General features: G+C 73.3%; 19 protein-coding genes. 5 read left to right on the forward strand and 14 right to left on the reverse strand.

All coding sequences use genetic code 11. From position 1 onward, the window contains the following. Nucleotides 1–3: 3 nt before the first annotated feature. From ACFPBZ_RS17995 to ACFPBZ_RS18020, 6 genes are all read right to left on the reverse strand, one after another. A complete protein-coding gene (locus tag ACFPBZ_RS17995; RefSeq protein ID WP_378037469.1) occupies nt 4–363 on the reverse strand; it encodes a hypothetical protein in 360 nt (119 codons plus the stop codon). After that, the gene (locus ACFPBZ_RS18000) at nt 360–1,226 is read right to left on the reverse strand and encodes a DODA-type extradiol aromatic ring-opening family dioxygenase (RefSeq protein ID WP_378037470.1); all 867 of its coding nucleotides are present in this window, start codon (nt 1,224–1,226) and stop codon (nt 360–362) included. The genes ACFPBZ_RS17995 and ACFPBZ_RS18000 overlap by 4 nt, the downstream gene beginning before the upstream one ends. Beyond that, complete coding sequence (locus tag ACFPBZ_RS18005) at nt 1,219–2,040, reverse strand: citryl-CoA lyase (protein WP_378037471.1); 822 nt, start codon at nt 2,038–2,040, stop codon at nt 1,219–1,221. The genes ACFPBZ_RS18000 and ACFPBZ_RS18005 overlap by 8 nt, the downstream gene beginning before the upstream one ends. Then, nucleotides 2,033–3,217, reverse strand: a complete 1,185-nt coding sequence (locus ACFPBZ_RS18010; RefSeq protein ID WP_378037472.1) for a CaiB/BaiF CoA transferase family protein — start codon at nt 3,215–3,217, stop codon at nt 2,033–2,035. The genes ACFPBZ_RS18005 and ACFPBZ_RS18010 overlap by 8 nt, the downstream gene beginning before the upstream one ends. Before the next feature lie 70 nt (nt 3,218–3,287). Then, nucleotides 3,288–4,463 carry an FAD-dependent monooxygenase gene (locus ACFPBZ_RS18015; protein WP_378037473.1) on the reverse strand — a complete coding sequence of 392 codons (1,176 nt, stop codon included), beginning with the start codon at nt 4,461–4,463 and terminating at the stop codon, nt 3,288–3,290. Nucleotides 4,464–4,679: 216 nt separating this feature from the next. After that, nucleotides 4,680–5,486: an IclR family transcriptional regulator domain-containing protein gene (locus ACFPBZ_RS18020; RefSeq protein ID WP_378037474.1), complete on the reverse strand. Its 807-nt coding sequence runs from the start codon at nt 5,484–5,486 to the stop codon at nt 4,680–4,682. 141 nt (nt 5,487–5,627) lie between these two features. Between ACFPBZ_RS18020 and ACFPBZ_RS18025 the strand changes: the two genes are divergently transcribed. Next, entirely contained in the window at nt 5,628–7,076 is a 1,449-nt protein-coding gene (locus ACFPBZ_RS18025; protein WP_378037475.1) for an amidohydrolase family protein, read from the forward strand. Nucleotides 7,077–7,125: 49 nt separating this feature from the next. Here ACFPBZ_RS18025 and ACFPBZ_RS18030 read toward each other — a convergent pair whose 3' ends face one another. The 3 genes from ACFPBZ_RS18030 to ACFPBZ_RS18040 form a co-directional block, all read right to left on the reverse strand. After that, nucleotides 7,126–8,292 (reverse strand): serine hydrolase domain-containing protein, encoded by a 1,167-nt coding sequence (locus ACFPBZ_RS18030; protein ID WP_378037476.1) that lies wholly within the window; start codon nt 8,290–8,292, stop codon nt 7,126–7,128. An 83-nt stretch (nt 8,293–8,375) separates the two neighbouring features. Beyond that, nucleotides 8,376–8,558, reverse strand: a complete 183-nt coding sequence (locus ACFPBZ_RS18035) for a hypothetical protein (RefSeq protein ID WP_378037477.1) — start codon at nt 8,556–8,558, stop codon at nt 8,376–8,378. A 169-nt stretch (nt 8,559–8,727) separates the two neighbouring features. After that, nucleotides 8,728–9,867 carry a glutathione-independent formaldehyde dehydrogenase gene (locus ACFPBZ_RS18040; RefSeq protein ID WP_378037478.1) on the reverse strand — a complete coding sequence of 380 codons (1,140 nt, stop codon included), beginning with the start codon at nt 9,865–9,867 and terminating at the stop codon, nt 8,728–8,730. A gap of 342 nt (nt 9,868–10,209) precedes the next feature. Between ACFPBZ_RS18040 and qcrB the strand changes: the two genes are divergently transcribed. From qcrB to ACFPBZ_RS18055, 3 genes are read left to right on the forward strand one after another with little or no spacing between them, the layout of a single operon-like run. Then, complete coding sequence (gene qcrB, locus ACFPBZ_RS18045; protein ID WP_378037479.1) at nt 10,210–11,865, forward strand: cytochrome bc1 complex cytochrome b subunit; 1,656 nt, start codon at nt 10,210–10,212, stop codon at nt 11,863–11,865. Nucleotides 11,866–11,881: 16 nt separating this feature from the next. Further along, a complete protein-coding gene (locus ACFPBZ_RS18050; protein ID WP_378037480.1) occupies nt 11,882–12,226 on the forward strand; it encodes a hypothetical protein in 345 nt (114 codons plus the stop codon). A gap of 58 nt (nt 12,227–12,284) precedes the next feature. Next, nucleotides 12,285–12,875: a DJ-1/PfpI family protein gene (locus tag ACFPBZ_RS18055; protein WP_378037481.1), complete on the forward strand. Its 591-nt coding sequence runs from the start codon at nt 12,285–12,287 to the stop codon at nt 12,873–12,875. A 6-nt stretch (nt 12,876–12,881) separates the two neighbouring features. Here ACFPBZ_RS18055 and ACFPBZ_RS18060 read toward each other — a convergent pair whose 3' ends face one another. The 4 genes from ACFPBZ_RS18060 to ACFPBZ_RS18075 all read right to left on the reverse strand — a co-directional run bounded on the left by ACFPBZ_RS18060 (nt 12,882) and on the right by ACFPBZ_RS18075 (nt 17,438). After that, complete coding sequence (locus ACFPBZ_RS18060; RefSeq protein ID WP_378037482.1) at nt 12,882–14,294, reverse strand: sugar porter family MFS transporter; 1,413 nt, start codon at nt 14,292–14,294, stop codon at nt 12,882–12,884. Continuing rightward, complete coding sequence (locus tag ACFPBZ_RS18065) at nt 14,291–15,829, reverse strand: CoA-acylating methylmalonate-semialdehyde dehydrogenase (RefSeq protein ID WP_378037483.1); 1,539 nt, start codon at nt 15,827–15,829, stop codon at nt 14,291–14,293. Before ACFPBZ_RS18065 ends, ACFPBZ_RS18060 begins: the two co-directional genes overlap by 4 nt. Nucleotides 15,830–15,908: 79 nt before the next feature. Continuing rightward, nucleotides 15,909–17,051 carry an acetyl-CoA C-acyltransferase gene (locus tag ACFPBZ_RS18070; RefSeq protein ID WP_378037484.1) on the reverse strand — a complete coding sequence of 381 codons (1,143 nt, stop codon included), beginning with the start codon at nt 17,049–17,051 and terminating at the stop codon, nt 15,909–15,911. 90 nt (nt 17,052–17,141) lie between these two features. Continuing rightward, nucleotides 17,142–17,438 carry a hypothetical protein gene (locus tag ACFPBZ_RS18075; RefSeq protein WP_378037485.1) on the reverse strand — a complete coding sequence of 99 codons (297 nt, stop codon included), beginning with the start codon at nt 17,436–17,438 and terminating at the stop codon, nt 17,142–17,144. A 227-nt stretch (nt 17,439–17,665) separates the two neighbouring features. Between ACFPBZ_RS18075 and ACFPBZ_RS18080 the strand changes: the two genes are divergently transcribed. Further along, a complete protein-coding gene (locus ACFPBZ_RS18080; protein ID WP_378037486.1) occupies nt 17,666–19,096 on the forward strand; it encodes a protein kinase family protein in 1,431 nt (476 codons plus the stop codon). 8 nt (nt 19,097–19,104) lie between these two features. Here ACFPBZ_RS18080 and ACFPBZ_RS18085 read toward each other — a convergent pair whose 3' ends face one another. Continuing rightward, a complete protein-coding gene (locus ACFPBZ_RS18085; protein WP_378037487.1) occupies nt 19,105–19,857 on the reverse strand; it encodes an esterase/lipase family protein in 753 nt (250 codons plus the stop codon). Nucleotides 19,858–20,056 lie beyond the last annotated feature (199 nt).

Consider the following 20,056-nt stretch of genomic DNA (forward strand, 5'->3'; position numbering starts at 1 on the left):
TCCTCACGTCGAGATGTCGGGGTACGGCATCGTCACGCCGTCGAGCGCCCGGGCGTAGGCCAGCTGGTACTCCATCGGCCCGTGGTCGCGCTCGAACATGGCGATGAACAGCGTCAGCGTGAGGAACGGGTGCGCCCCCATCGCGAACAGGGTGACGTGGTCGTGGGTCGCCAGTGCCGTCCGCTCCTCGGCACTGAGGGCCAGCCACGTCGAGTCCTCGCCGGGATGGCAATTGAGGAGCTTGTTCGCGTACTCCCGCTCCCACCGCTCGACGCACGCCTGCGGATCCGTCCGGTACTGCTCGACGAGCTCGGGATCGCGGTCGACGGTGAACAGGAACTTGTTCAGCAGGTACTTGCTCACAGGTTCTCCACTCCCTGCGGGTACCAGGTGAAGTAGGCCTCCATGGTGTGGAAGAGGTCGAGGGAGTCGACGTGGTCGGCCTTCATCCCCTCCCCCGCGACGCCCATCATCAGCATGAAGTCCATGAACCCGTGGGTGGCGTTGCCCGGCAGGTGCAGGCTGTCGAGCGTCACCTCCGACAGGCAGCCCTCGATGTCGCCGCTCGCGATCCAGTCCACCGCGCGCCGGTCGAACTCGGGGTCGGGCCCGGTGGGCCCGAACTGACGCGGCCCGCCCAGCTCCAGCGACAGGTGCCCGGTGCCGATCACCGCGACCCGCTGGTCCGACGGCCACGACTCCACCAGCTCGCGGATCGTCCGCCCGAGCTGCACGAAGCGCTTCGGCTGCGGCAGCGGCGGCGCGAAGATGTTCGTGTAGATCGGGACGATCGGCAGGTCGGCCTCGGGCCGCAGCGTGATGATCGGGCACGTGATCGAGTGGTCGATCCGCAGTTCGTTGGAGAACGCGAGGTCGAAGCCGGCGTCGAGGCCCTCGCGCAGGATGTAGGAGGAGAGTTCCTCCTGCCCCTGCAGGCGCATCTTCGGCAGGCCGAACTCGCGTTCCTCGTTGTACCAGTTGGCGTCGTAGACCGGCGCCTTCCCGACGAGGAACTGGGGCATGTTGTCGAGCCACAGCTGGTGGAAGTGGTCGGAGCCGACCATCACCAGAACGTCGGGGCGGGCGCGTGTCAGCGTCTCCCGGAACGCCTCGATCTTGCGCACCCACTCGTCCGCGAACGGCGGCCGGTCCTCGCCCACCGAGGTCGAGGCCCGGTAGTAGAAGGGGTGGTGGGTGGAGGCGATCACCGCGACGAGCTCAGCCACGGGCATCTCCGTTCAGGGGTGGCGGAACGTAGGGGTCGGGGTCGACCGGGCGGTTGTTGAGGTCGACCGACAGGAAGATGTCGTTGGCGACGGGGTGGCGCAGCTCCTCGGCCAGCTGGCCGATCAGCCCGGCGGTGCGGGCCAGCAGCGCGAAGCCGCGCAGCAGCTCCAGCGGCAGCCCGAGGTCGGCGAGCACCGCCCCGCAGACGCCGGCCCCGTTGAGCGGCAGCGTCTTCCCGAGCACCTGCGGGTGCACCCGGCCGATCGCGGCGAACAGCGCCAGGTGCGGCCCGGTCACGCCCTCCTCGGCGGCGAGCGCCATGAGCTTCGGGGTCCGCGGGTCACCCTGCTTGTGCACGTGGTGGCCCAGCCCGGGGACGAACCGCTTCGCCTCGCGCTGCGCGGTGACGGTGCGCAGGGCCATCGCGTCCCAGCCCTCGTCGTCGGTGGGCAGGTCGGTCCCGACAAGCTGGTCGTGCAGGAACCGCCCGCAGTCCTCGGTGACCCCGAGGAACCGACTGCCGCCGGCGAGCAGCCCGGCGGCGAGCGCGCCCTGCACCGAGTCGGGCGCCGAGAGGTGCGTCAGCCGCGTGACGATCGCCGTGGGCGTGTAGCCGTGGTCGGCCAGCGCGGCGAGCACGGCCTCGAACACCCGGGTCTCGCCCGGGGTGGGCCGGCGCTGGGTGGCCAGCCAGAAGGCCAGCTCCCCGAAGCCGACCTGGCCCATCACGTCCTCGACGAGGTCGTGACCGAGCAGCGTGATCCGGTCGGGCGACGCCGCGCCGAGCGCGGTCTCGTACACGCGGTCACTCATCGGTCTCCCCGGTCGCTGCGCTCGCCCCGGAACCCAGCCACCTCCGCAGCTCGTCCCCGTGCTCGTCGAGCTCGGGCGGGGGCAGCTCGTAGACCGCCGGGGTCTCGGAGAACCGGATGGGGTGCCTCGTCGTCGGGACCGCCCGGTCGCCCTCGCCGACCTCCACCACGGGCTCGAGCCCGAAGCGCTCGGCCATCGCGAAGCCGCCGTCGATCGACTGGATCGGCCCGCACGGCACGCCGGCGTCGACGAGCAGGTCGAACCACTCGACCGCCGTCTTCTCCTTGAGCTTCGCGACGAGCATCGGGCGCAGCTCGCCGCGGTTGGCGGTGCGGTCGGCGTTGCGGGCGAAGCGCGGGTCGTCGGCGACACCGTCGAGCCCGAGCACCTCGCAGAGCTTGCGGAACTGGCCGTCGTTCGCGGCGGTGACGATGAGGTCGTCGTCGGCGGTCTCGAGCGGCTCGTAGGGGAAGACGCTCGGGTGCGCGTTGCCCATCCGGTGGGGCACGACCCCGCCCGCGACCCACGCGCTGGAGTGGTTGACCAGACCCGTCAGCGCGGAGGAGAGCAGGTTGACCTCGACGTGCTGGCCCTCCCCGTTCTCGCGCCCGCCGGTCGCGTCCCGGTGCCGCAGCGCGGCGAGGATGCCGATCACCGCGTGGTTGCCGGCCATCACGTCGAACACCGAGATTCCCGCGCGGAACGGCTCACCGTCGGGGTCGCCGGTGAGGTCCATGAGCCCCGAGATCGCCTGCACCATGAGGTCGTAGCCGGGCACGTGCGCGCCCTTGTCCGACCCGAAGCCCGAGATGCTCGCGTAGACGACCCCGGCGTTGCCGGCGGCGACGCTCGCGTAGTCGAGGCCGTACTTCGCCATCCCGCCGGGCCGCAGGTTCTCGATCACCACGTCGGCCCGCCGTGCGAGCTCCCGGGCGAGTTCCACGTCGCCCGGGTCGCGCAGGTCGAGGACGATCGAGCGCTTCCCGCGGTTCACCCCGAGGTAGTAGGTCGACGTCTTCCCGCGCGTCGGGGGCATCCAGGAGCGGGTGTCGTCACCGGCGCGCCCCTCGACCTTGACCACCTCGGCGCCCATGTCCGCGAGCAGCATCGTCGCGTACGGCCCGGCGAGGATCCGCGAGAAGTCGGCCACCAGCACGCCCGCGAGCGGCCCAGCCATGCGCAGTCCTCCTGTCCGCCTGCCGGACTGTTGTCCGACATCTGATCCTGGGGCTTCCCGACGATGCCCGTCAAGGCCTGGGGTCGACCCCCGCGTAGGCGTGGGCGAACCACCGGGCGAGCAGCGGGTCGTCGCGCAGCCGCCGCACCCAGCCCTCGCGCATGCCGTGGACGAAGGCGGCGGAGGTGCTGCCGGCCAGCGCGTCGGCGGAGAACGCGGAGAGGATCCGCAGGAACCAGTCGGAGAAGCCCTGGGTCGCCATGATCACCGGGAGGCGGGTCTCGGAGTAGGCGCGCAGCCGGGCGTCGTCACCCCCGTGCCCGTCGACCCCGTGGGCCTCGACGAGACCGTGTGCGAGCTCGACCGCGTCCGCCACCGCGAGGTTCATGCCCTTGCCGCCGGCGGGGGTGATCAGGTGGGCGGCGTCGCCGACGAGGAAGCACCCGCCCGCCTGCATCGGGGTGGTGACGCGGGTACGCAGGTCGAGGTCGTCGACGCTCGTGAACTCCACGCCGTCGAGGGCGCCGGGCTCGCCCAGGCGCTCGGCGAGGTCGCGGCGCAGCTCGTCGTGGTCGGTGTCGGCGGCGCTGACCTCCACCGGGACCTCGAGGTAGAAGCGCGTCTCGTTCGGCCCGCGGCGCAGGTGCGCGGCGTACCCGCGGGGGTGGATCGCGTAGATGGTGTGCCCGACCAGCGGCGGCGTCGGCGCCGAGACCACCAGCCACCGGCTCGTCAGCGGGCGGTCGAGGACGTCGACCCGGTCTCCCAGCGCCCGTGCCACCACGCTGCCCGCCCCGTCGGCGCCGACGATCGCGCGCGGCCGGAACTCGCGGCCCTCCACGACGATCCGGGGCCCGTCGGGGTCGACCGCCTCCACGCGGTGGGAGAACAGCAGCGGGGCGTCCTCGGCCACGAGCGCCTCGGCGAGCTCGGCGACCAGGCGGTGCTGCGGGAACACGTAGTGCGGGCGGTCGCCGGTGAGGTCGGCGTAATCGAACAGGTGGCTCGTCGTCGGGGTGCGGAACTCGACCCGGCGGTTCTCCACCTCGAAGCGCAGCGGCAGCCCCTCGGCCCGCAGCAGCTCGGCCGTCCGGTACTCGACGATGCCCGCCTTCGGCTGGGTGCCGATCTCCTCGCGCGCCTGCCGCTCGACCAGCACGTACGGGACGCCGGCGCGCTGCAGCAGCCAGGCGAGGACGAGCCCCGCGGGCCCGGCTCCGACGATCACCACCTCGGGGTCGCTCATCCGATCATGGTGCGCCGCCCCGGTGGCGGGCGCGCCCCGACTTCCGGTCGGCGGGAGCGGTTCCCCGGCCCCGTGTCAGCGATGGCACGTCGCTGACACCGGACGTCAGTGAGCCGCCACGCTCGATCGGGGCCTCGTGTCAGCGATGGCACGTCGCTGACACTCGACGTCAGTCGGGCGCCACGCTCGATCCGGCCCGGTGTCAGCGATGGCCCCCTAGGAGGCGGGCAGCGTCACGTGCGGCAGCGACTCGCGGCGGGCGAAGTCGGCGCTGATCTCCCCGGCGGCCGCGAGCAGCAGCGGGAGGTGGTGCTCCAGGAGGTGCTCGACCGACGTCTCGGCGGCGTGGCAGTTGACGTTGACCCCGGCGATCACCCGGCCCGACCCGTCGCGCAGCGGCGCCGCGACCGAGCGGATGCCGCGGGTCAGCTGCTCGTCGGTCAGCGCCCACCCGCGAGCGCGGACCTCCCGGAGCGTGGCGTCGCGCTCCTCACGCGTGGGCTGCCAGCGGGGGGTGAGCCCGGAGCGGGTGGGCTCGGCGAGCACCCGCTCGAGCTCGTCGGGCGGCAGCGCCGCCAGCTGCACCTTCCCCAGCGACGTGGGCAGGGCGGGAAACCGGGTGCCGATCTGCACGGCGAGGGACACGATCTTCGGCACCGACGCGCGGGCGACGTAGACGATGTCCGAGCCGTCGAGCTGGGCGATGGAGCACGACTCGTCGACCCGCGCCGACAGGGCCTCGAGGTGCGGGCGGGCCACCTCCCACAGCCCCATCGACCCCACGTAGGCCGCGCCGAGGTCGAGCACGCGCGGGGTCAGGGCGAAGCCGCGGTCGCCGGAGCGCACGTAGCCGAGCTCGGCGAGGGTCAGCAGGATGCGCCGCGCCGTCGGCCGGGCGAGGCCGGTGGCCCCCGCGACCTCGGCGAGGGTCATCTCCGGGCGGTGCGGGCCGAACGCGGTGATGACGTCGAGCCCGCGCGCGAGGGCCTCGATGAAGTCGGGACCCGTCCCCACGCGCGGCACCGGGGCACTGTAACCGCCAGACGGACACCCGAGAGCCGGTGCGCCCGACGGTTGACAGCCCAACCGTCGATGAGCACAGTGACGCGGGTCATCTGACCGTCACGCGGACGATTGTCCGACGACGACGAGGGAGCGAGTGCGATGAGTGAGTCCGAGGCCCGCCGGCCGGTCGTCCTGCGCGGGGGCACGGTCCTCACCCTCGACGACGCCCACACCGTCCTGACCGACGCCGACGTCCTCGTCGTGGACGACCGGATCGCCGCCGTCGGCCCGGGCCTGTCCGTCCCCGACGGCACCGAGGAGATCGACGCCCGCGGCGGCATCGTCATGCCCGGGATGATCGACACCCACCGGCACATGTGGCAGACGGCGATGCGCGGCTACGGCGCCGACTGGACCCTCACGCAGTACTTCGTCTGGTACTACCTCGAGCACGGCCGGGCGTTCCGCCCCGAGGACGTGTACGCGGGCAACCTCGTCGGCGCGATCGAGGCCGTCGACGCCGGGGTGACGACGACGGTCGACTGGTCGCACGGGCTGCAGACCGCCCAGCACGCCGACGCCGCCGTCGACGCCCTGCAGGCCGTCCCGGGCCGCTTCGTCCTGGGCTACGGCAACATCCAGGACGCGCCGGCGAACTGGACGGCGTCGCCGGAGTTCCGCGACTTCGTCGACCGCCGCATGAGCGGCGACCGCGACATGCTCGGCTTCCAGCTCGCCTTCGACGTCACCGGCGACCCGGCGTTCCCCGAGAAGCCCGCCTTCGAGGTGGCCCGCGAGCTCGCGGTGCCGGTGACCACGCACGCCGGGGTCTGGGGCGCGACGAACGACGACGGCATCAGGCTGATGCACGACCACGGGTTCATGACGCCCGAGACCGTCTACGTCCACGCCGCGACGCTCTCGGCGGACAGCTACCACCGCATCGCCGCGACCGGCGGCTCGGTCTCGGTGTCGACCGAGAGCGAGCAGTCGGCCGGCCAGGGCTACCCGCCCACCTGGGCGCTGCGGAACCACGGCATCCCGGTGTCGCTCTCGATGGACACGACGGTCTGGTGGAGCGGCGACCTCTTCTCCGCGATGCGCACGACGCTCGGGGCCGACCGGTCGCGCGAGCACCTGGAGGCGCACGCCCGCGGCGAGACGGTCACCCACGCCGCGCTGCGTTCCGAGCAGGTCGTCGACTGGGCCACCCGCGGCGGCGCCCGGAGCCTCGGCCGGGACGACCTGGGCTCGCTCGAGGTCGGCAAGAAGGCCGACGTGGTGCTGATCCGCAACGAGCACTCGCCGGTGATGTTCCCGCTGCTCAACCCCTACGGCCACGTGGCGCTCCAGGCCCAGCGCGGCGACGTCGAGGCCGTGATCGTCGACGGGCGCGTGGTCAAGCGCGACCACCGCCTCGTCGGGATCGACCTCGCCGGCGCGCGCCGGACCGTGGAGGCGACCGTCGACCACCTGCGCTCCACGCTGGGCGAGGAGGCCTGGGAGGCCGGCATGAACCCCGAGGTGCCGGAGACGAAGGTCCTCGACAACCCGTACACCTACACCGACTACCGGTCGGCCTCGACGCACGAGGCGCAGAACTCGTGAGCACTGATCCGTGTCCGGGCACGGATCAGTGCTCACATGCCTCCGGCACCTACAACGACGCGTACAGGGCCTGCTCGAAGTCGACGTAGAGCTTCCAGGCCTCGTCCTTCGTGATGAACGGCAGCGAGTTGGTGTAGATCGACGCGCAGATGCCGGTGGTGCGGTCGATGAAGAAGTGGGTGTTGAACAGCCCGGCCCACGCGCCCGTGCCGGCCCGACGACCGCCCGGCTGGTCCTCGGTGTTGATCAGCAGCCCGTAGCCCCACGTCCAGCCCGGCCCGAGGGTGAGGGTGTCGGTGGTCGCCTCGTCGACGGTGACGATCTCCGTGGGCATCGGGGCGCCGTCGAGCTGGTCGCTGAAGGCGGCGTCGACGGTCTCCTGGGCCAGGATGCGCGTGCCGTCGAGCTCGCCGCCGCGCAGGAGGGCGCGCTCGAAGCGGATGTAGTCGCGCGGGGTGGAGTGCAGGCCGTGGCCGCCGGCCCACCACTGCGGCTCGTCGGGCAGGACGTTGCCGATCGAGGCCCACTGCCCGTCCTCGCCCTTGGCGTGCACCGGGGTCTTGTTCCCCAGCCGGGAGTCGTCGAGGGCGAACATCGTGTCGTCCATGCCCAGCGGGCCGGTGATGTTCTCCTTCACGACGACGTCGAGGGTGGTCCCGGCGACGGCCTCGACCACGCGGCCGAGCCAGTCGGTGTTGATGCCGTACTCGAAGCGGGTGCCGGGGTCGGCCACCATCGGCGCCCGGAACGCGGCCATGTCGCCGGGCACGACGTTGGGGATGCCGGTGGTCGCCTCGTAGCGCTTCAGATCCTCGTTCCAGAACCAGTACGAGAGCCCCGAGGTGTGCGTGATGAGTTGCTTGACGGTCGCCCGACTGGCGGGGGCCCGCAGCTTCGGGGTGTCGCCGTCCCAGCCGTCGAGGACCTGCACGTCGGCGAACTCGGGCACGTACTGCTCGACGGGGGCGCTCAGGTCGAGCTGCCCCTTCTCCATCTGCTGCAGGGCCGCGGTGGTCGCGACCATCTTCGTCATCGACATGATCCGGAAGTGGGTGCTGGTGCTGACCGGCCGGCCCTCGCCGACCACCTGCTCGCCCGCCGCGCCCTCGTAGAACACGCCGTCGCGGTCGGCGGCGATGGCCGCCACGTGCGGCACCGCCCGCGACTCGACCGCGTCCGTCAGGACCTTGTCGATACCCGCCCCGTCAAAGCTCACCGAGTCCTCCGCACCGTCGCATGGTCTGGGTCACACCCAAGCTAGTGGCCCACGGCACACTGTGGCCCGTGCGATCAGGCGGGTCAGAGCCCGCCGGACAGGAGGCTCGCGAGGAGCGTCGGGTCGAGACGGTCGAGCGCCCCGATCACATAGACCCCGAGCAGCACCGCGAGCGCGATCCAGCCGCGCGTCGGGCTCGGTCCGGTGCCGCCGCCGCGGCCGTCCTCGACGGGTCGCTCCGACGTGGTCGTCCCGGTGGTGATCATGGTCGTCCTCCGCCTTCCCACGGATCGGTCCCGCGGCCGCCCGCTCCTGCCAGGGAGCGTGCCGCCGCCGTCAGGAGTGGGACGTCCGCAGCGCCGCGGGCGTCACGGACTCGACCCGATGGGCTACGTCACGCGGGCCGTCCCCGGGGGGCGGGGACGGCCCACGGCGTCAGGCGGCCGGCTTGAGGAGGACCTTCGTCCAGCCCTCGAGGCGGTCGTCGAAGCTCTGGTAGGCGTCGGGCGCCTCGGCCAGCGACAGCTCGTGGCTGACGATGAACGACGGCGTCGCCTTCCCGCGGTGGATAAGCTCCGCGAGCTGACGGTTGTAGTTCTTGACGTTGGCCTGCCCGTTGCCCACGCGCTGGCCCTTGAACCACAGGGTCCCGTAGTCGATCGGGTAGCGGCCCGCCTGCGCGTCGGCGTCCGCGCCGCCCGGGTCGCCGGGCAGGAACAGCCCGACGACGCCGATGCCGCCGGTGGGGCGGACCGCCTGGAACAGCGAGTTCAGCGTCATCTCCGGGTGCTCGACGCCCTGGGCGTCGTGCGCCTGGTAGCCGACGCACTCACAGCCGCGGTCGGCGCCGACCCCGTCGGTGGCGTCGAGGATCTGCTGGGCGGGGTCGCCCTGCGAGTCGTCGATCGGGATCGCGCCCGCCTTCTCGGCGAGCTTCAGGCGGTCGGGGTGCCGGTCGACGACGAACACCTGGCTCGCCCCGCGCAGGACCGCGGAGTAGGCGGCCATGATGCCGACCGGGCCGCCGCCGTAGACCGCGACCGACTCGCCGGGGCGCATGCCCGCGAGCTCGGTGGCGTGCCAGCCGGTGGGGAAGATGTCGGAGAGCATCGTGTAGTCGTTCTGCTTCTCCGCGGCGTCCTCGGGCAGGACGAGGCAGTTGAAGTCGCCGTAGGGCACGCGGAGCAGCTCGGCCTGGCCGCCGGCGTAGGGGCCCATGCCGTAGAAGCCGTAGGCGCCGCCCGCAGTGCCGGGGTTCACGGTGAGGCAGAACCCGGTGTTGCCGCGCTCGCAGTTGCCGCAGAACCCGCAGCCGATGTTGAACGGCAGGCTGACCTGGTCGCCGACCTGCACCCGGTCGACGCCGGCGCCGACCTCGACGACCTCGCCCATGTTCTCGTGGCCGAGGATCTTGCCGGCCTCCAGGCCGGTGCGGCCCTCGTACATGTGCAGGTCGGACCCGCAGATGTTGGTGGTGGTGATGCGGACGAGCACGTCGGTGGGGCGCTCGATCCCCGCGTCGGGGACGTCCCGGACCGAGACCGACCTCGGACCGTCGTAGACCAGTGCCTTCACGTGTGCTCCTCTGCGGGTGGTGTCACTCTCCGCAGGGTCTGGGGCGGACGGCGGATCGAGCGTGACAGGGCCTCCCCGGCCTGTCGAACCGGGAGAGCCCCTGCTCGTGAGCGGGTTTACGAGGACGGCCGCCGGCCGATCCGCTCGCATCGCCCCCTCGTGACGAGCGGGTCGTGCACCACATCGCCCCGGTCCCGGCGGCCCCTCCGAGGGACACCGGTCCGCGCCGCCGCGCCCGTCCCCTCCCGTGATCCGCCGCGACACCACGCGGGGATCCCGGCCCTCCCGCGTCTCCCGACGGCGACCGCACCACGGTCTCGCCACGGACGAAAGCAGCAGCTGATGGCGATCACCGCCGGCCCGAGAGGCCGCACCCCCACGTCGACCGCCGCGCGGCTCGTGGCCGCCGGCGCCGACGGCGCCGACAGCCGGTACCACCCGGCCGGACCGATCCGACGTCAGATCAACAAGGTCTTCCCGACGCACTGGTCGTTCATGCTCGGCGAGATCAACATGTACAGCTTCATCGTGCTGCTGCTCTCCGGCACGTGGCTCGCGGTCTTCTACGACCCCTCGATGGCGGAGACGACCTACAACGGGGTCTACGCCCCGCTGCGGGGCGTCGACGTGTCGCAGGCCTACAAGACCACCGTCGACATCTCCATGGAGGTCCGCGGCGGGCTGCTCGTCCGCCAGGTCCACCACTGGGCGGCGCTGCTCTTCGTCGCCTCGATGATCGCCCACATGATGCGCACCTTCTTCACCGGCGCGTTCCGGCGTCCCCGCGAGTCGAACTGGCTGCTCGGCGTGGTGCTGCTGCTCGCCGGGATGATCGAGGGCTTCATCGGCTACTCGATGCCCGACGACCTGCTCTCCGGCACCGGCCTGCGGACCGGGCTGTCGTCCATCGTCATGTCGATCCCCGTGGCGGGGACCTGGCTGCACTGGGCGATCCTCGGCGGCGAGTACCCCGGCACGATCATCATCCCGCGGCTCTACATCGTGCACGTGTTCCTGCTGCCCGGGATCATCCTCGCGGTCATCGGCGTGCACGTGGCGCTCGTCTGGTTTCAGAAGCACACCCAGTTCCCGGGCACCGGACGGACGGAGCGCAACGTCGTCGGCGTGCGCATCCTGCCGACGTTCGCGGCGAAGGCGGGCGGGTTCCTCGTCGTCAGCATCGGGATCATGGTCGCGATGGGCGGGCTGTTCCAGATCAACCCGGTCTTCAAGCTCGGCCCGTACGACCCGACGAAGGTCGGCGCCGGCTCCCAGCCCGACTTCTACATGGGCTTCTTCGACGGCGCGGTGCGCCTGTGGCCGGCGTGGGAGATGTACATCTTCGGCTACACGGTGCCGTCGATCTTTTTCCCGGCCGTCGTCGGCTGCGGGCTCCTGGTCGCGCTGCTGGCCTTCTACCCGTGGATCGAGAGCCGCCTCACCGGTGACCGGGCCCATCACAACCTGCTCGAGCGGCCCCGCGACGCCCCGGCGCGCACCGCGACCGGCATGGTCGGGATGACCTTCTACTTCTGGCTGCTGGTGGCCTCGGGCAACGACATCATCGCCTACACCTTCGACATCTCCCTCAACGTCATGGTGTGGGCCGGGCGGCTCGGGCTGCTCGTCCTGCCGCCGCTGGTCTACGTGGTGACCTACCGCGTCTGTCTCGGCCTGCAGCGCTCCGACCGCGACGTCCTCGAGCACGGCGTCGAGACCGGGCACATCAAGCGCCTCCCGCACGGCGAGTTCATCGAGGTGCACCAGCCGCTGGCCGGGATCGACGACCACGGCCACCCGCGCGAGCTCCCGTACCAGGGCGCCCCGGTGCCCAAGAAGATGAACGCGCTCGGTGCCGCGGGCGGGCCGCTGCAGGGCGGCTGGTTCCGGCCCGACCCCGCCCAGGAGCAGGGCTCCGACGGCGGCGGAGGCGACCCCATGGAGGTCGAGCCCGACGTCCCGCAGCTGGCCGGGCGCCCCGCCCCGCCCACCGACTGACCGGGAAGGACACCCCGTGCTCAGCGACTCCGAACGGCGCACGCTCGACGCCACCGCCGCCCTGCTCGCCCTCGACGACCCGCGCCTGGCCGCCCAGCTAGGGCAGCACCGGCTCATCCCGCCCCGGCGTCCGGGGCGGGAGCGGCCGACCCCCGCACCGACGACGCGGCCCGCCCGGTCGTGGCGCATCGGTGCGGCGGCCTGGCCGCCGCTGGTGATGATCGCGCTCTGCCTGACGCTGCTGCTGCTGCCCAGCGTGCTGGCCGGTCGGGGCCGTGCCGCCGAGGCACCCGCCCCGAGGCCGACCACCACCCAGGTGGTGACCGACGGCCCGGTCCCACGGGAGCTGGCCGGAAAATGACGGATGTCGTCGTTCCTGCCACTCGTTCCGGACGACGGCGCCGCGCAGGCTGACGGCCATGCGCATCGAGATCGTGGTCTTCGACGGGTTCGACGACCTGGACGCCTTCGGCCCGCACGAGGTCCTCTCGCACGCCACGAAGAGACTCGACGGGTGGTCGTCGACGCTGGTCGCGGTGGACACGCCGGGCCCCGTGCGCAGTGCGCACGGGGTCGTCGTGGACCTCGACGCCGTGCTCGGGACGCCCGACCTCGTCGTCGTGCCGGGCGGGGGCTGGCACTCCGGGCGCGGCGCGCGGGCCGAGGCCGAGCGCGGCGTGCTGCCGCGCCGGCTGGCGGAGCTCGCCGGTCGGGGCACGATCGTCGCCTCGGTGTGCACCGGCGCGATGATCCTGGCCGCGGCCGGGCTGACGGCCGGACGGCCCGCCGTGACGCACGCGAGCGCCCTGGACGACCTCGAGGCCTCCGGGGCGCTCGTGCGCCGCGGGGAGCGCGTGGTCGACGACGGCACCCTGGTCACCGCGGGCGGGGTGACCAGCGGGATCGACCTCGCCCTGCACCTCGTCGCCCGCGAGGCCGACCCGGCGACCGCTCGGGCCGTCGCCGGGCACATCGAGTACACGCCGCAGGTGGCCCTCGCCGCCGCCTGACCCGCCTCAGCGGCCCGCGGCGGTCGTCCGGAACTGGGCCTCCAGCTCCTCCAGCGACCGACCGCGGGTCTCGGGGACGCAGCGGTACGCGAACACGAGGGCGGCGAGGCCGAGGGCGACGAAGACGAAGAACGTCGGGGCGATGCCGATCGCCTCGATCAGCGGTGGGAACACCAGCGCGACGACGCCGGTGGCGACCCAGAGCACGAACACGCTGATCCCGATGGCCACGCTGCGGATCGCGAGCGGGAAGATCTCGGACAGGATCAGCCAGGTCAGCGGCCCGAGCGTGCCCTGCATGCAGAACACGAACGCCACGACGAACACCAGCACGGCCCAGGCCTTCACGGGCCCCTCGGGCAGCAGGGCCGCGGACAGGCCGATGAGCAGGTGGAACGTCGTGGTGAGGGTGAAGCCGGCGAGGAGCATCGTGCGCCGGTCGACCCGGTTGATCACCAGGATGCCGGCGGTGATGCCGAGGACCGAGAACAGGCCGTTGAGCGTGTTCGCGACGATCGCGGCGTTCGCCGAGAAGCCGACGTCGCCGAGCAGCTGGGTCCCGTAGTACATGACCGAGTTGATGCCGGTGAACTGCTGGAACACCCCGAGGCCGACCCCGACGAGGATCAGCCGGCGCACCCACGGGACCGACAGGTCGGTGCGCTCGGAGGGCCGGGCCGCCTCCTCGGCGGCCAGGCGGTGCACCTCGTCGATCTCGGCCCGCGCCCGCTCGTCGGACCGCACCTTGCGCAGCACGGCGAGGGCCTCGTCGTGCCGCCCCTGCCGGACGAGCCAGCGCGGGCTCTCCGGCACCCGCAGCATCCCGACGAGCAGCGCGATCGCCGGCAGCACCGCCACCAGCAGCATCACCCGCCAGATCGCGTCGACCTCGCCCCAGACGGTGAAGATCATCGCGTTCACGACGAAGGCCGCGAACTGGCCCGAGACGATCATGATCTCGTTGCGGCTCACCAGGCTGCCGCGGCGCTCGGCCGGCGCCATCTCGGCGAGGTACACCGGCACCGTCGCCGACGCGCCGCCCACCGCGAGACCCAGCACGAACCGGAACGCCGCGAGCACCTCCCAGGTCGGGGAGAGCACGCACCCGAGCGTCCCGACGACGAAGACGACCGCGAGCACCAGGAGCGTCTGCCGGCGCCCGCGGCGGTCGGAGAGCCGGCCGCCGAGCACGGCACCGAAGGCCGCCCCGATCGTCAGGCTGCTGACGACGAGGCCCTCGGTCACCGCCGTGAGGCCGAGGTCGCGCGACAGCGGCTCGAGGGCGCCGTTGATGACCCCGGTGTCGTAGCCGAAGAGCAGGCCGCCGAACGTGGCGACCACGGCGATGACGCCGAGGCGCGAGGTGTGCGGCCCGCGCGTGTCGGGCGGGAGCTCGCGCGGGGCCGACGCGGTACTCACGAGCTCTGCGGGAACCCGAGGTCGACCCCGGCGTGTGACGGGTCGAGCCACCGGGTGGTGACGACCTTGCCCCGGGTGAAGAAGTGGACGCCCTCGGTGCCGTGGGCGTGGGTGTCGCCGAACAGCGAGTTCTTCCAGCCTCCGAAGGAGTAGTAGGCCATCGGCACGGGGACCGGCACGTTCACGCCGATCATCCCCACCTCGACCTCGTTCTGGAACCGCCGCGCGGCGCCGCCGTCGTTGGTGAAGATCGCGGTGCCGTTGCCGTAGGGGTTGGCGTTGACCATCGCCACGGCCTCGTCGTAGGAGTCGACCCGCAGCACGCTGAGCACCGGCCCGAAGATCTCGTCGGTGTAGACGCTCATGTCGGTCCCGACGTGGTCGAGCAGCGTGGGGCCGACGAAGAAACCGCTGCCGTCGCCGTCGGGGGTCACGTCCCGGCCGTCGACCACCACGGTCGCGCCCTCGCGCTCGCCGGCGTCGACGTAGCCCGAGACCCGCTCCTGCGCGGCCCGCGTGATCAGCGGGCCCATGTCGCAGGACCGGCGGCCGTCGCCGGTGCGCAGCGCGCGGGCCCGCTCGGCGATCTTGGAGACGAGGGTGTCGGCGATGCCGCCGACCGCGACCAGCGCCGAGATCGACATGCACCGCTCCCCCGCCGACCCGAACCCGGCGTTGATCGCCTGGTCGGCGGCGAGGTCGAGGTCGGCGTCGGGCAGGACGACCATGTGGTTCTTGGCCCCGCCGAGCGCCTGGACCCGCTTGCCGTTCGCGGTGCCGGTCTCGTACACGTACCGCGCGATCGGGGTCGACCCGACGAAGCTGATGCTCCGCACGTCGGGATGCGTCAGCAGACCGTCGACCACGACCTTGTCGCCGTGCAACACGCTGAAGACGCCCTCGGGCAGGCCCGCCTCGCGCCACAGCTCGGCCATCCACAGCGCCGCGCTCGGGACCTTCTCGCTCGGCTTGAGGACGACGGTGTTCCCCGCGGCGATCGCGATGGGGAAGAACCACATCGGCACCATGGCCGGGAAGTTGAACGGCGAGATGATCCCGACGACGCCGAGCGGCTGGCGCACCGAGTGCACGTCGACGCCGGTCGAGGCGTTCTCGGTGGCGCCGCCCTTGAGCAGGTGCGGCATCCCGCACGCGAACTCGACGACCTCCTGCCCGCGGGCGACCTCGCCGGCGGCGTCGGAGAGGACCTTGCCGTGCTCGGCGGTGATGATCGCGGCGAGCTCCCCGGCGCGGGCGTTGAGCAGCTCCCGGAACCGGAAGAGGATCTGCGTCCGCGCGCTCAGCGACGTGTCGCGCCACCCGGGGAAGGCCGCCTTCGCCGCGGCCACCGCGTCGAAGACCTCCTCGGCCGAGGCGAACGGGACCCGGGCGGTCACCTCGCCGGTCGCCGGGTCGGTGACGTCACCGGAGCGGCCGCTCCCGCCGGGCGTCGTCCGCCCGCCGATCCAGTGGGTGAGCTCGGGGACGCCGCCGTCGACCGGGACGGTCGCGGTCTCGTGGAGGGTGCTGCTCATTCGGTGCTCCTCAGGAGGGAGGTGCGCTGCGCGCTCGTGAGCACTATTCCGTGTCCTGGCACGGAACAGTGCTCACGCGTCAGCACCGCTCGATGATCGTCGCGTTCGACTGGCCGCCGCCCTCGCACATCGTCTGCAGCCCGCGGGTGCCGCCGGTGCGCTGCAGCTCGTGGACGAGCTTCGTCGCCAGGACGGCCCCCGTCGCGCCGAGCGGGTGGCCCATGGCGATCGCGCCGCCGTTGACGTTGGTGCGCTCCAGCGGCGCCCCGGTCTCCTGCGCCCACGCGAGCACCACGGACGCGAAGGCCTCGTTGCACTCGAAGAGGTCGATGTCGTCGATCGACAGCCCCGCCTTGCGCAGCACCTGGCGGGTGGCCGGGATCGGGCCGGTGAGCATGAGGACCGGGTCCTCCCCCACCACCGCGAGGGTCGACACCTTCGCCACCGGGGTGAGCCCGTGGGTGCGCAGCGCCTCCTCGGAGGCGATCAGCATGGCCGCCGAGCCGACGCTGACCTGCGAGGACACGGCGGCGGTGATGGCGTAGCCCTCCCGCAGCGGCTTGAGCGTCGCCATCTTCTCGCGGTCGATCGTCGCGCGGATGCCCTCGTCGGCGTCGAGGCCGTTGATCGGGGCGAGCTGGGAGGTGAAGCGGCCCTCGTCGGTGGCGGCGGCCGCGCGGCGGTGCGACTCGACCGCGAACTCCTCCATCCGCTCCCGCGTGATCCCCCAGCGCTCGGCGATGAGCTGCGCTCCGCGGAACTGGCTGATCTCCTGCTCGCCGTAGCGCTCGATCCAGCCCGCGCCCTCCCGGCGGGTGCCCATCCGCTCGAGCACCGCGGCGTTGGCGTCGATCGGGACGATCGCCATGTTCTCCACGCCCGCCGCGACGACGAGGTCCTGCGTGCCGGAGAGCACGGCCTGCGCCGCGAAGTGCAGCGCCTGCTGCGAGGAGCCGCACGCGCGGTTGATCGTCGTGCCGGGGACGTGCTCGGGCAGGCCCGCCGAGAGCCAGGCGGTGCGCCCGATGACCCCGGCCTGCGGGCCGAGCTGGGACACGCAACCCATGAGGACGTCCTCGACGGCGCCCGGGTCGACGCCGGTGCGCTCCATCAGGGCGGTCAGCGAGTGGGCGCCGAGGTCGGCCGGGTGGACGTCGGCCAGCTTGCCCTTGCGGGTGCCGACCGGGGTCCGGACGGCGTCGACGATGTAGGCCTCGGCCACGGTGGTCCTCCTCGACGGTGAGCGGTGACCCCATCCTCGCCCACCGACGGGCCCGCCCGGGCTGTCGTCGGGCTCACACCGGTCGATCGCTCAGGACAGCATCTCGACGAGGTCGGTGGCGAGGGCGCCCGAGGACGGGTCGGAGTTGAGCAGCAGCAGCGCCGTCAGCACGTAGGCGTCGGCGCGACGGGCCGGGGTGTCCTCGGGCGCGGACCCGGCCAGCCGCGTCGCGACCGCGGCGATCGCGGTGAGCGCCTCGTCGCGGAGACCGTCCCGGCGCCACTGCGGCAGCGCCCCGAGGGCGGCACTGCCGATCCGGGCCACGTCGTCCGGGAGATCGGGCGTCCGCTGCGGCGATCCGGCGACATCCCCGACCTCGATCGTCATCCATTCAACATAAGACGTCACCCTGCGCGTCGACAGCCACCCCCGTCCGGGTGGGGGGCTCCCGGACGCGGGCGGACCAACCCCGACGCGGGGCACGACATCGTGTCCAGAAGATCACGTGCGGGACGCGCCCCGAGGGGGCATCACCTCCCTGAACGGTCCACCCGCGAGGCCGTACGACACCGGGCGACATCCGGTGAGACACGGTTCGGCCGAACGGGAGATACGTGCACGTCGAGGACTCGTCCCTCCGCCCCTGCACCGACCACGCGCTGGTCGTGGCGGACCGCTACCACCTGGGGCCCGTCCTGCGACGGTCGCCGGGGTGCTGCGCCCACCGCGGGTACGACGAGCTCCTGCAGCGCACGGTCACCGTCACGCTCCTCGCCGGGCGCGGCCCGCTCGTGCTGCCGCCCCGGTCGTGGCTCGACCGGGGGCCCGAGGTCGCCGAGCTCTTCGACGCGGGGGACCTCGACGACCGGCTCTTCCTCGTCACCCAGCACCCGGCCGAGCGCACCCTGGCCGAGACCACCCCGCCGGGAGGTCTCGATGCCGCCGAGGTGCGCGCGCTCGGGGCCGCGGTCGCCGACACCCTGATCCCCCGGCACCGCCACGGCTCCGCGCACGGCGGTCTCGGCGCGGGCACCGTCGCCTGGACCCCGCGGGGCGCGAGCCTCGCCGAGTTCGGGCTCCTGCCCTGGCTGGAGCGCTCGGGCGAGCTGCCGGTCACCCCGCCGTTCCCCGCCCCCGAGCGGGGAACCGGCGCTCCGCACGACCCGGCGGGCGACGTCTACGCCCTCGGGCGCCTCCTCGACGAGCTCGCCCCGGCCCACCGGCGTGGTGGGCTGCGCGAGCTCCTCGCCGAGATGACGGCCGACGCCCCCGCCGACCGGCCGACGATGGAGGAGGTCGCCCGCCGCCTCTCCGCGACGCGGGAGCCCGGCCGGACGCGCGCCGCCCTCGACCGCCACGGCCGCTCGGCCGCCCTCGTGGCCGCCGCCTGCTGCCTCGTCCTGCTCGGCGTCGGGTTCTCCGCCTTCTCCGGGTCGGCCCCGACCGCCCCCGGCGCCACCCTCTCCGCCACCGCGGCCGCACCCGCCCGGGCGGTCCCGAGGCCGGCCGCGTCCTTCCCGGTCGCGCCGTCCATGGCGGAGGCCGTGGTCGCCGCAGCTCCCGACCTCGCCGCCCCCGACCTCGCCGCCCCCGACCTCGCCGCCCCCGACCTCGCCGCCCCGGTCCCGACGACGAGGCCGGCGCCGCCCGCACGCACCGCCCCCACCCGCCCCGCCGCCCGGTCCGGCACCGCCCGATCCGACGCTGGCCGCTACGACGCCGCCCGGTCCGAAGCCACCCGATCCGCGATGCGCCGGGACGACAGCGCCGGTGGCGACAGCGCCGGTGGCGACAGCGCCGGTGATACCGGGGACGACGCGCCGTCGACCCCCACCCGCCCCACCACGACGCCGCGCCCGAGCTCCGGGGCGTCCCCGGACAGCTCGTCGTCCGGCGCCGGCCCGACCCGGCCGGGTTCCGGCCACCACCCCGTGCGGGATGCGGTCGACCGCGTGTCCTCCCCGTCCGACCGCGACGGCTCCCGCTCCGACCGGCCGGAGCGCTCCGACCGCCGCGACGACCGGGACCTGCCCCGGGAGTCCTGACCGGGTGGTCAGGCCGCGCGGGCCGCGAGCGCCGCGCGGTCGATCGCCTCGGCGACCGCGTGGTGGGCGCGGGCGGAGGTGAGCAGGTCGAGGTGCCCGCCGGGCACCGCCACCTGCACCGAACCCTCGTCGTGCCCCGCGGCACCGGGCACCGTCCGGTCGTCGGCCCCGGTGATCGTCGTGTACGGCACGCCGGCCGCCCACGGGTCCGTCAGGTCGGCGCGGTAACTGCGGCAGCAGTCCCCGAGCAGGCAGGTGAGGGTGGCCAGGCCCGGGACGCCGAGGCTCCCGGCCACCGCCACGGCGCCGCCGATGCCCAGCGCGACCGACCCGAGGCCGTAGAGCGCGAACGGGGTGCCGAGGGTCGTCAGGCTCGCCACCGAGCGCGGGACGCGCGCCGTCGCCACGCGGGCGAACTGGCCGCCGCGGCTGTGCCCGACGAGGTGCACCGGGCGCCCGTGGCGGACGGCGAGCGCCTCGACCTCGCGGGTCAGCGAGTCGGTGGCCCGGCGGGCACAGCCAGCCGCCGCGCCCTCGACCACCGTGCGCACCTCGTGGCCGCGGGCGGTGAGGCCCTCGGCCAGGGGCGCCATCACCGGAGCGGTGGCGAAGAAGCCCCCGACCACGACGACGGGGCCGGGCTCGGCGGCGCGGGTGGTGTCGGGTCCGGGGCGGGGCTCGGCCGGGCGGCGCATCGCGGCCTGCCCGGCCCACTCCATCGCACCGAGCAGGACTCGTCCGGTCCGGGTGGTCGAGGCCATGCCGTCCTCCTCGTGACGGGGGATGTCGGCTGGCGGTTCAACCGGGATTGCGAAGGCCTACCCGCGGGCGGCGAGGCCGCAATCGGCTCCCTGCTCCGAGCGGTGGACCGGGGAGTGGTTTGCGGCCGCCGCGGCCGGGGCCATCACGCCGCCGACGACACCACGATCCCCCACGACGACAGGACCGATCCCATGGCCA

The sequence above is a fragment of the Actinomycetospora atypica genome (assembly GCF_042653685.1).
GTDB classification, from domain to species: Bacteria; Actinomycetota; Actinomycetes; order Mycobacteriales; family Pseudonocardiaceae; genus Actinomycetospora; species Actinomycetospora atypica.

Excerpts from the sequence above, each read along its gene's own strand:
- ACFPBZ_RS18075 (WP_378037485.1), bottom strand. The coding sequence starts at position 17,438 with ATGACGATCGAGGTCGGGGATGTCGCCGGATCGCCGCAGCGGACGCCC.
- ACFPBZ_RS18005 (WP_378037471.1), bottom strand. The coding sequence starts at position 2,040 with ATGAGTGACCGCGTGTACGAGACCGCGCTCGGCGCGGCGTCGCCCGAC.
- ACFPBZ_RS18010 (WP_378037472.1), bottom strand. The coding sequence starts at position 3,217 with ATGGCTGGGCCGCTCGCGGGCGTGCTGGTGGCCGACTTCTCGCGGATC.
- ACFPBZ_RS18055 (WP_378037481.1), top strand. The coding sequence starts at position 12,285 with ATGCGCATCGAGATCGTGGTCTTCGACGGGTTCGACGACCTGGACGCC.
- qcrB (WP_378037479.1), top strand. The coding sequence starts at position 10,210 with ATGGCGATCACCGCCGGCCCGAGAGGCCGCACCCCCACGTCGACCGCC.
- ACFPBZ_RS18025 (WP_378037475.1), top strand. The coding sequence starts at position 5,628 with ATGAGTGAGTCCGAGGCCCGCCGGCCGGTCGTCCTGCGCGGGGGCACG.
- ACFPBZ_RS18015 (WP_378037473.1), bottom strand. The coding sequence starts at position 4,463 with ATGAGCGACCCCGAGGTGGTGATCGTCGGAGCCGGGCCCGCGGGGCTC.
- ACFPBZ_RS18035 (WP_378037477.1), bottom strand. The coding sequence starts at position 8,558 with ATGATCACCACCGGGACGACCACGTCGGAGCGACCCGTCGAGGACGGC.
- ACFPBZ_RS18065 (WP_378037483.1), bottom strand. The coding sequence starts at position 15,829 with ATGAGCAGCACCCTCCACGAGACCGCGACCGTCCCGGTCGACGGCGGC.
- ACFPBZ_RS18085 (WP_378037487.1), bottom strand. The coding sequence starts at position 19,857 with ATGGCCTCGACCACCCGGACCGGACGAGTCCTGCTCGGTGCGATGGAG.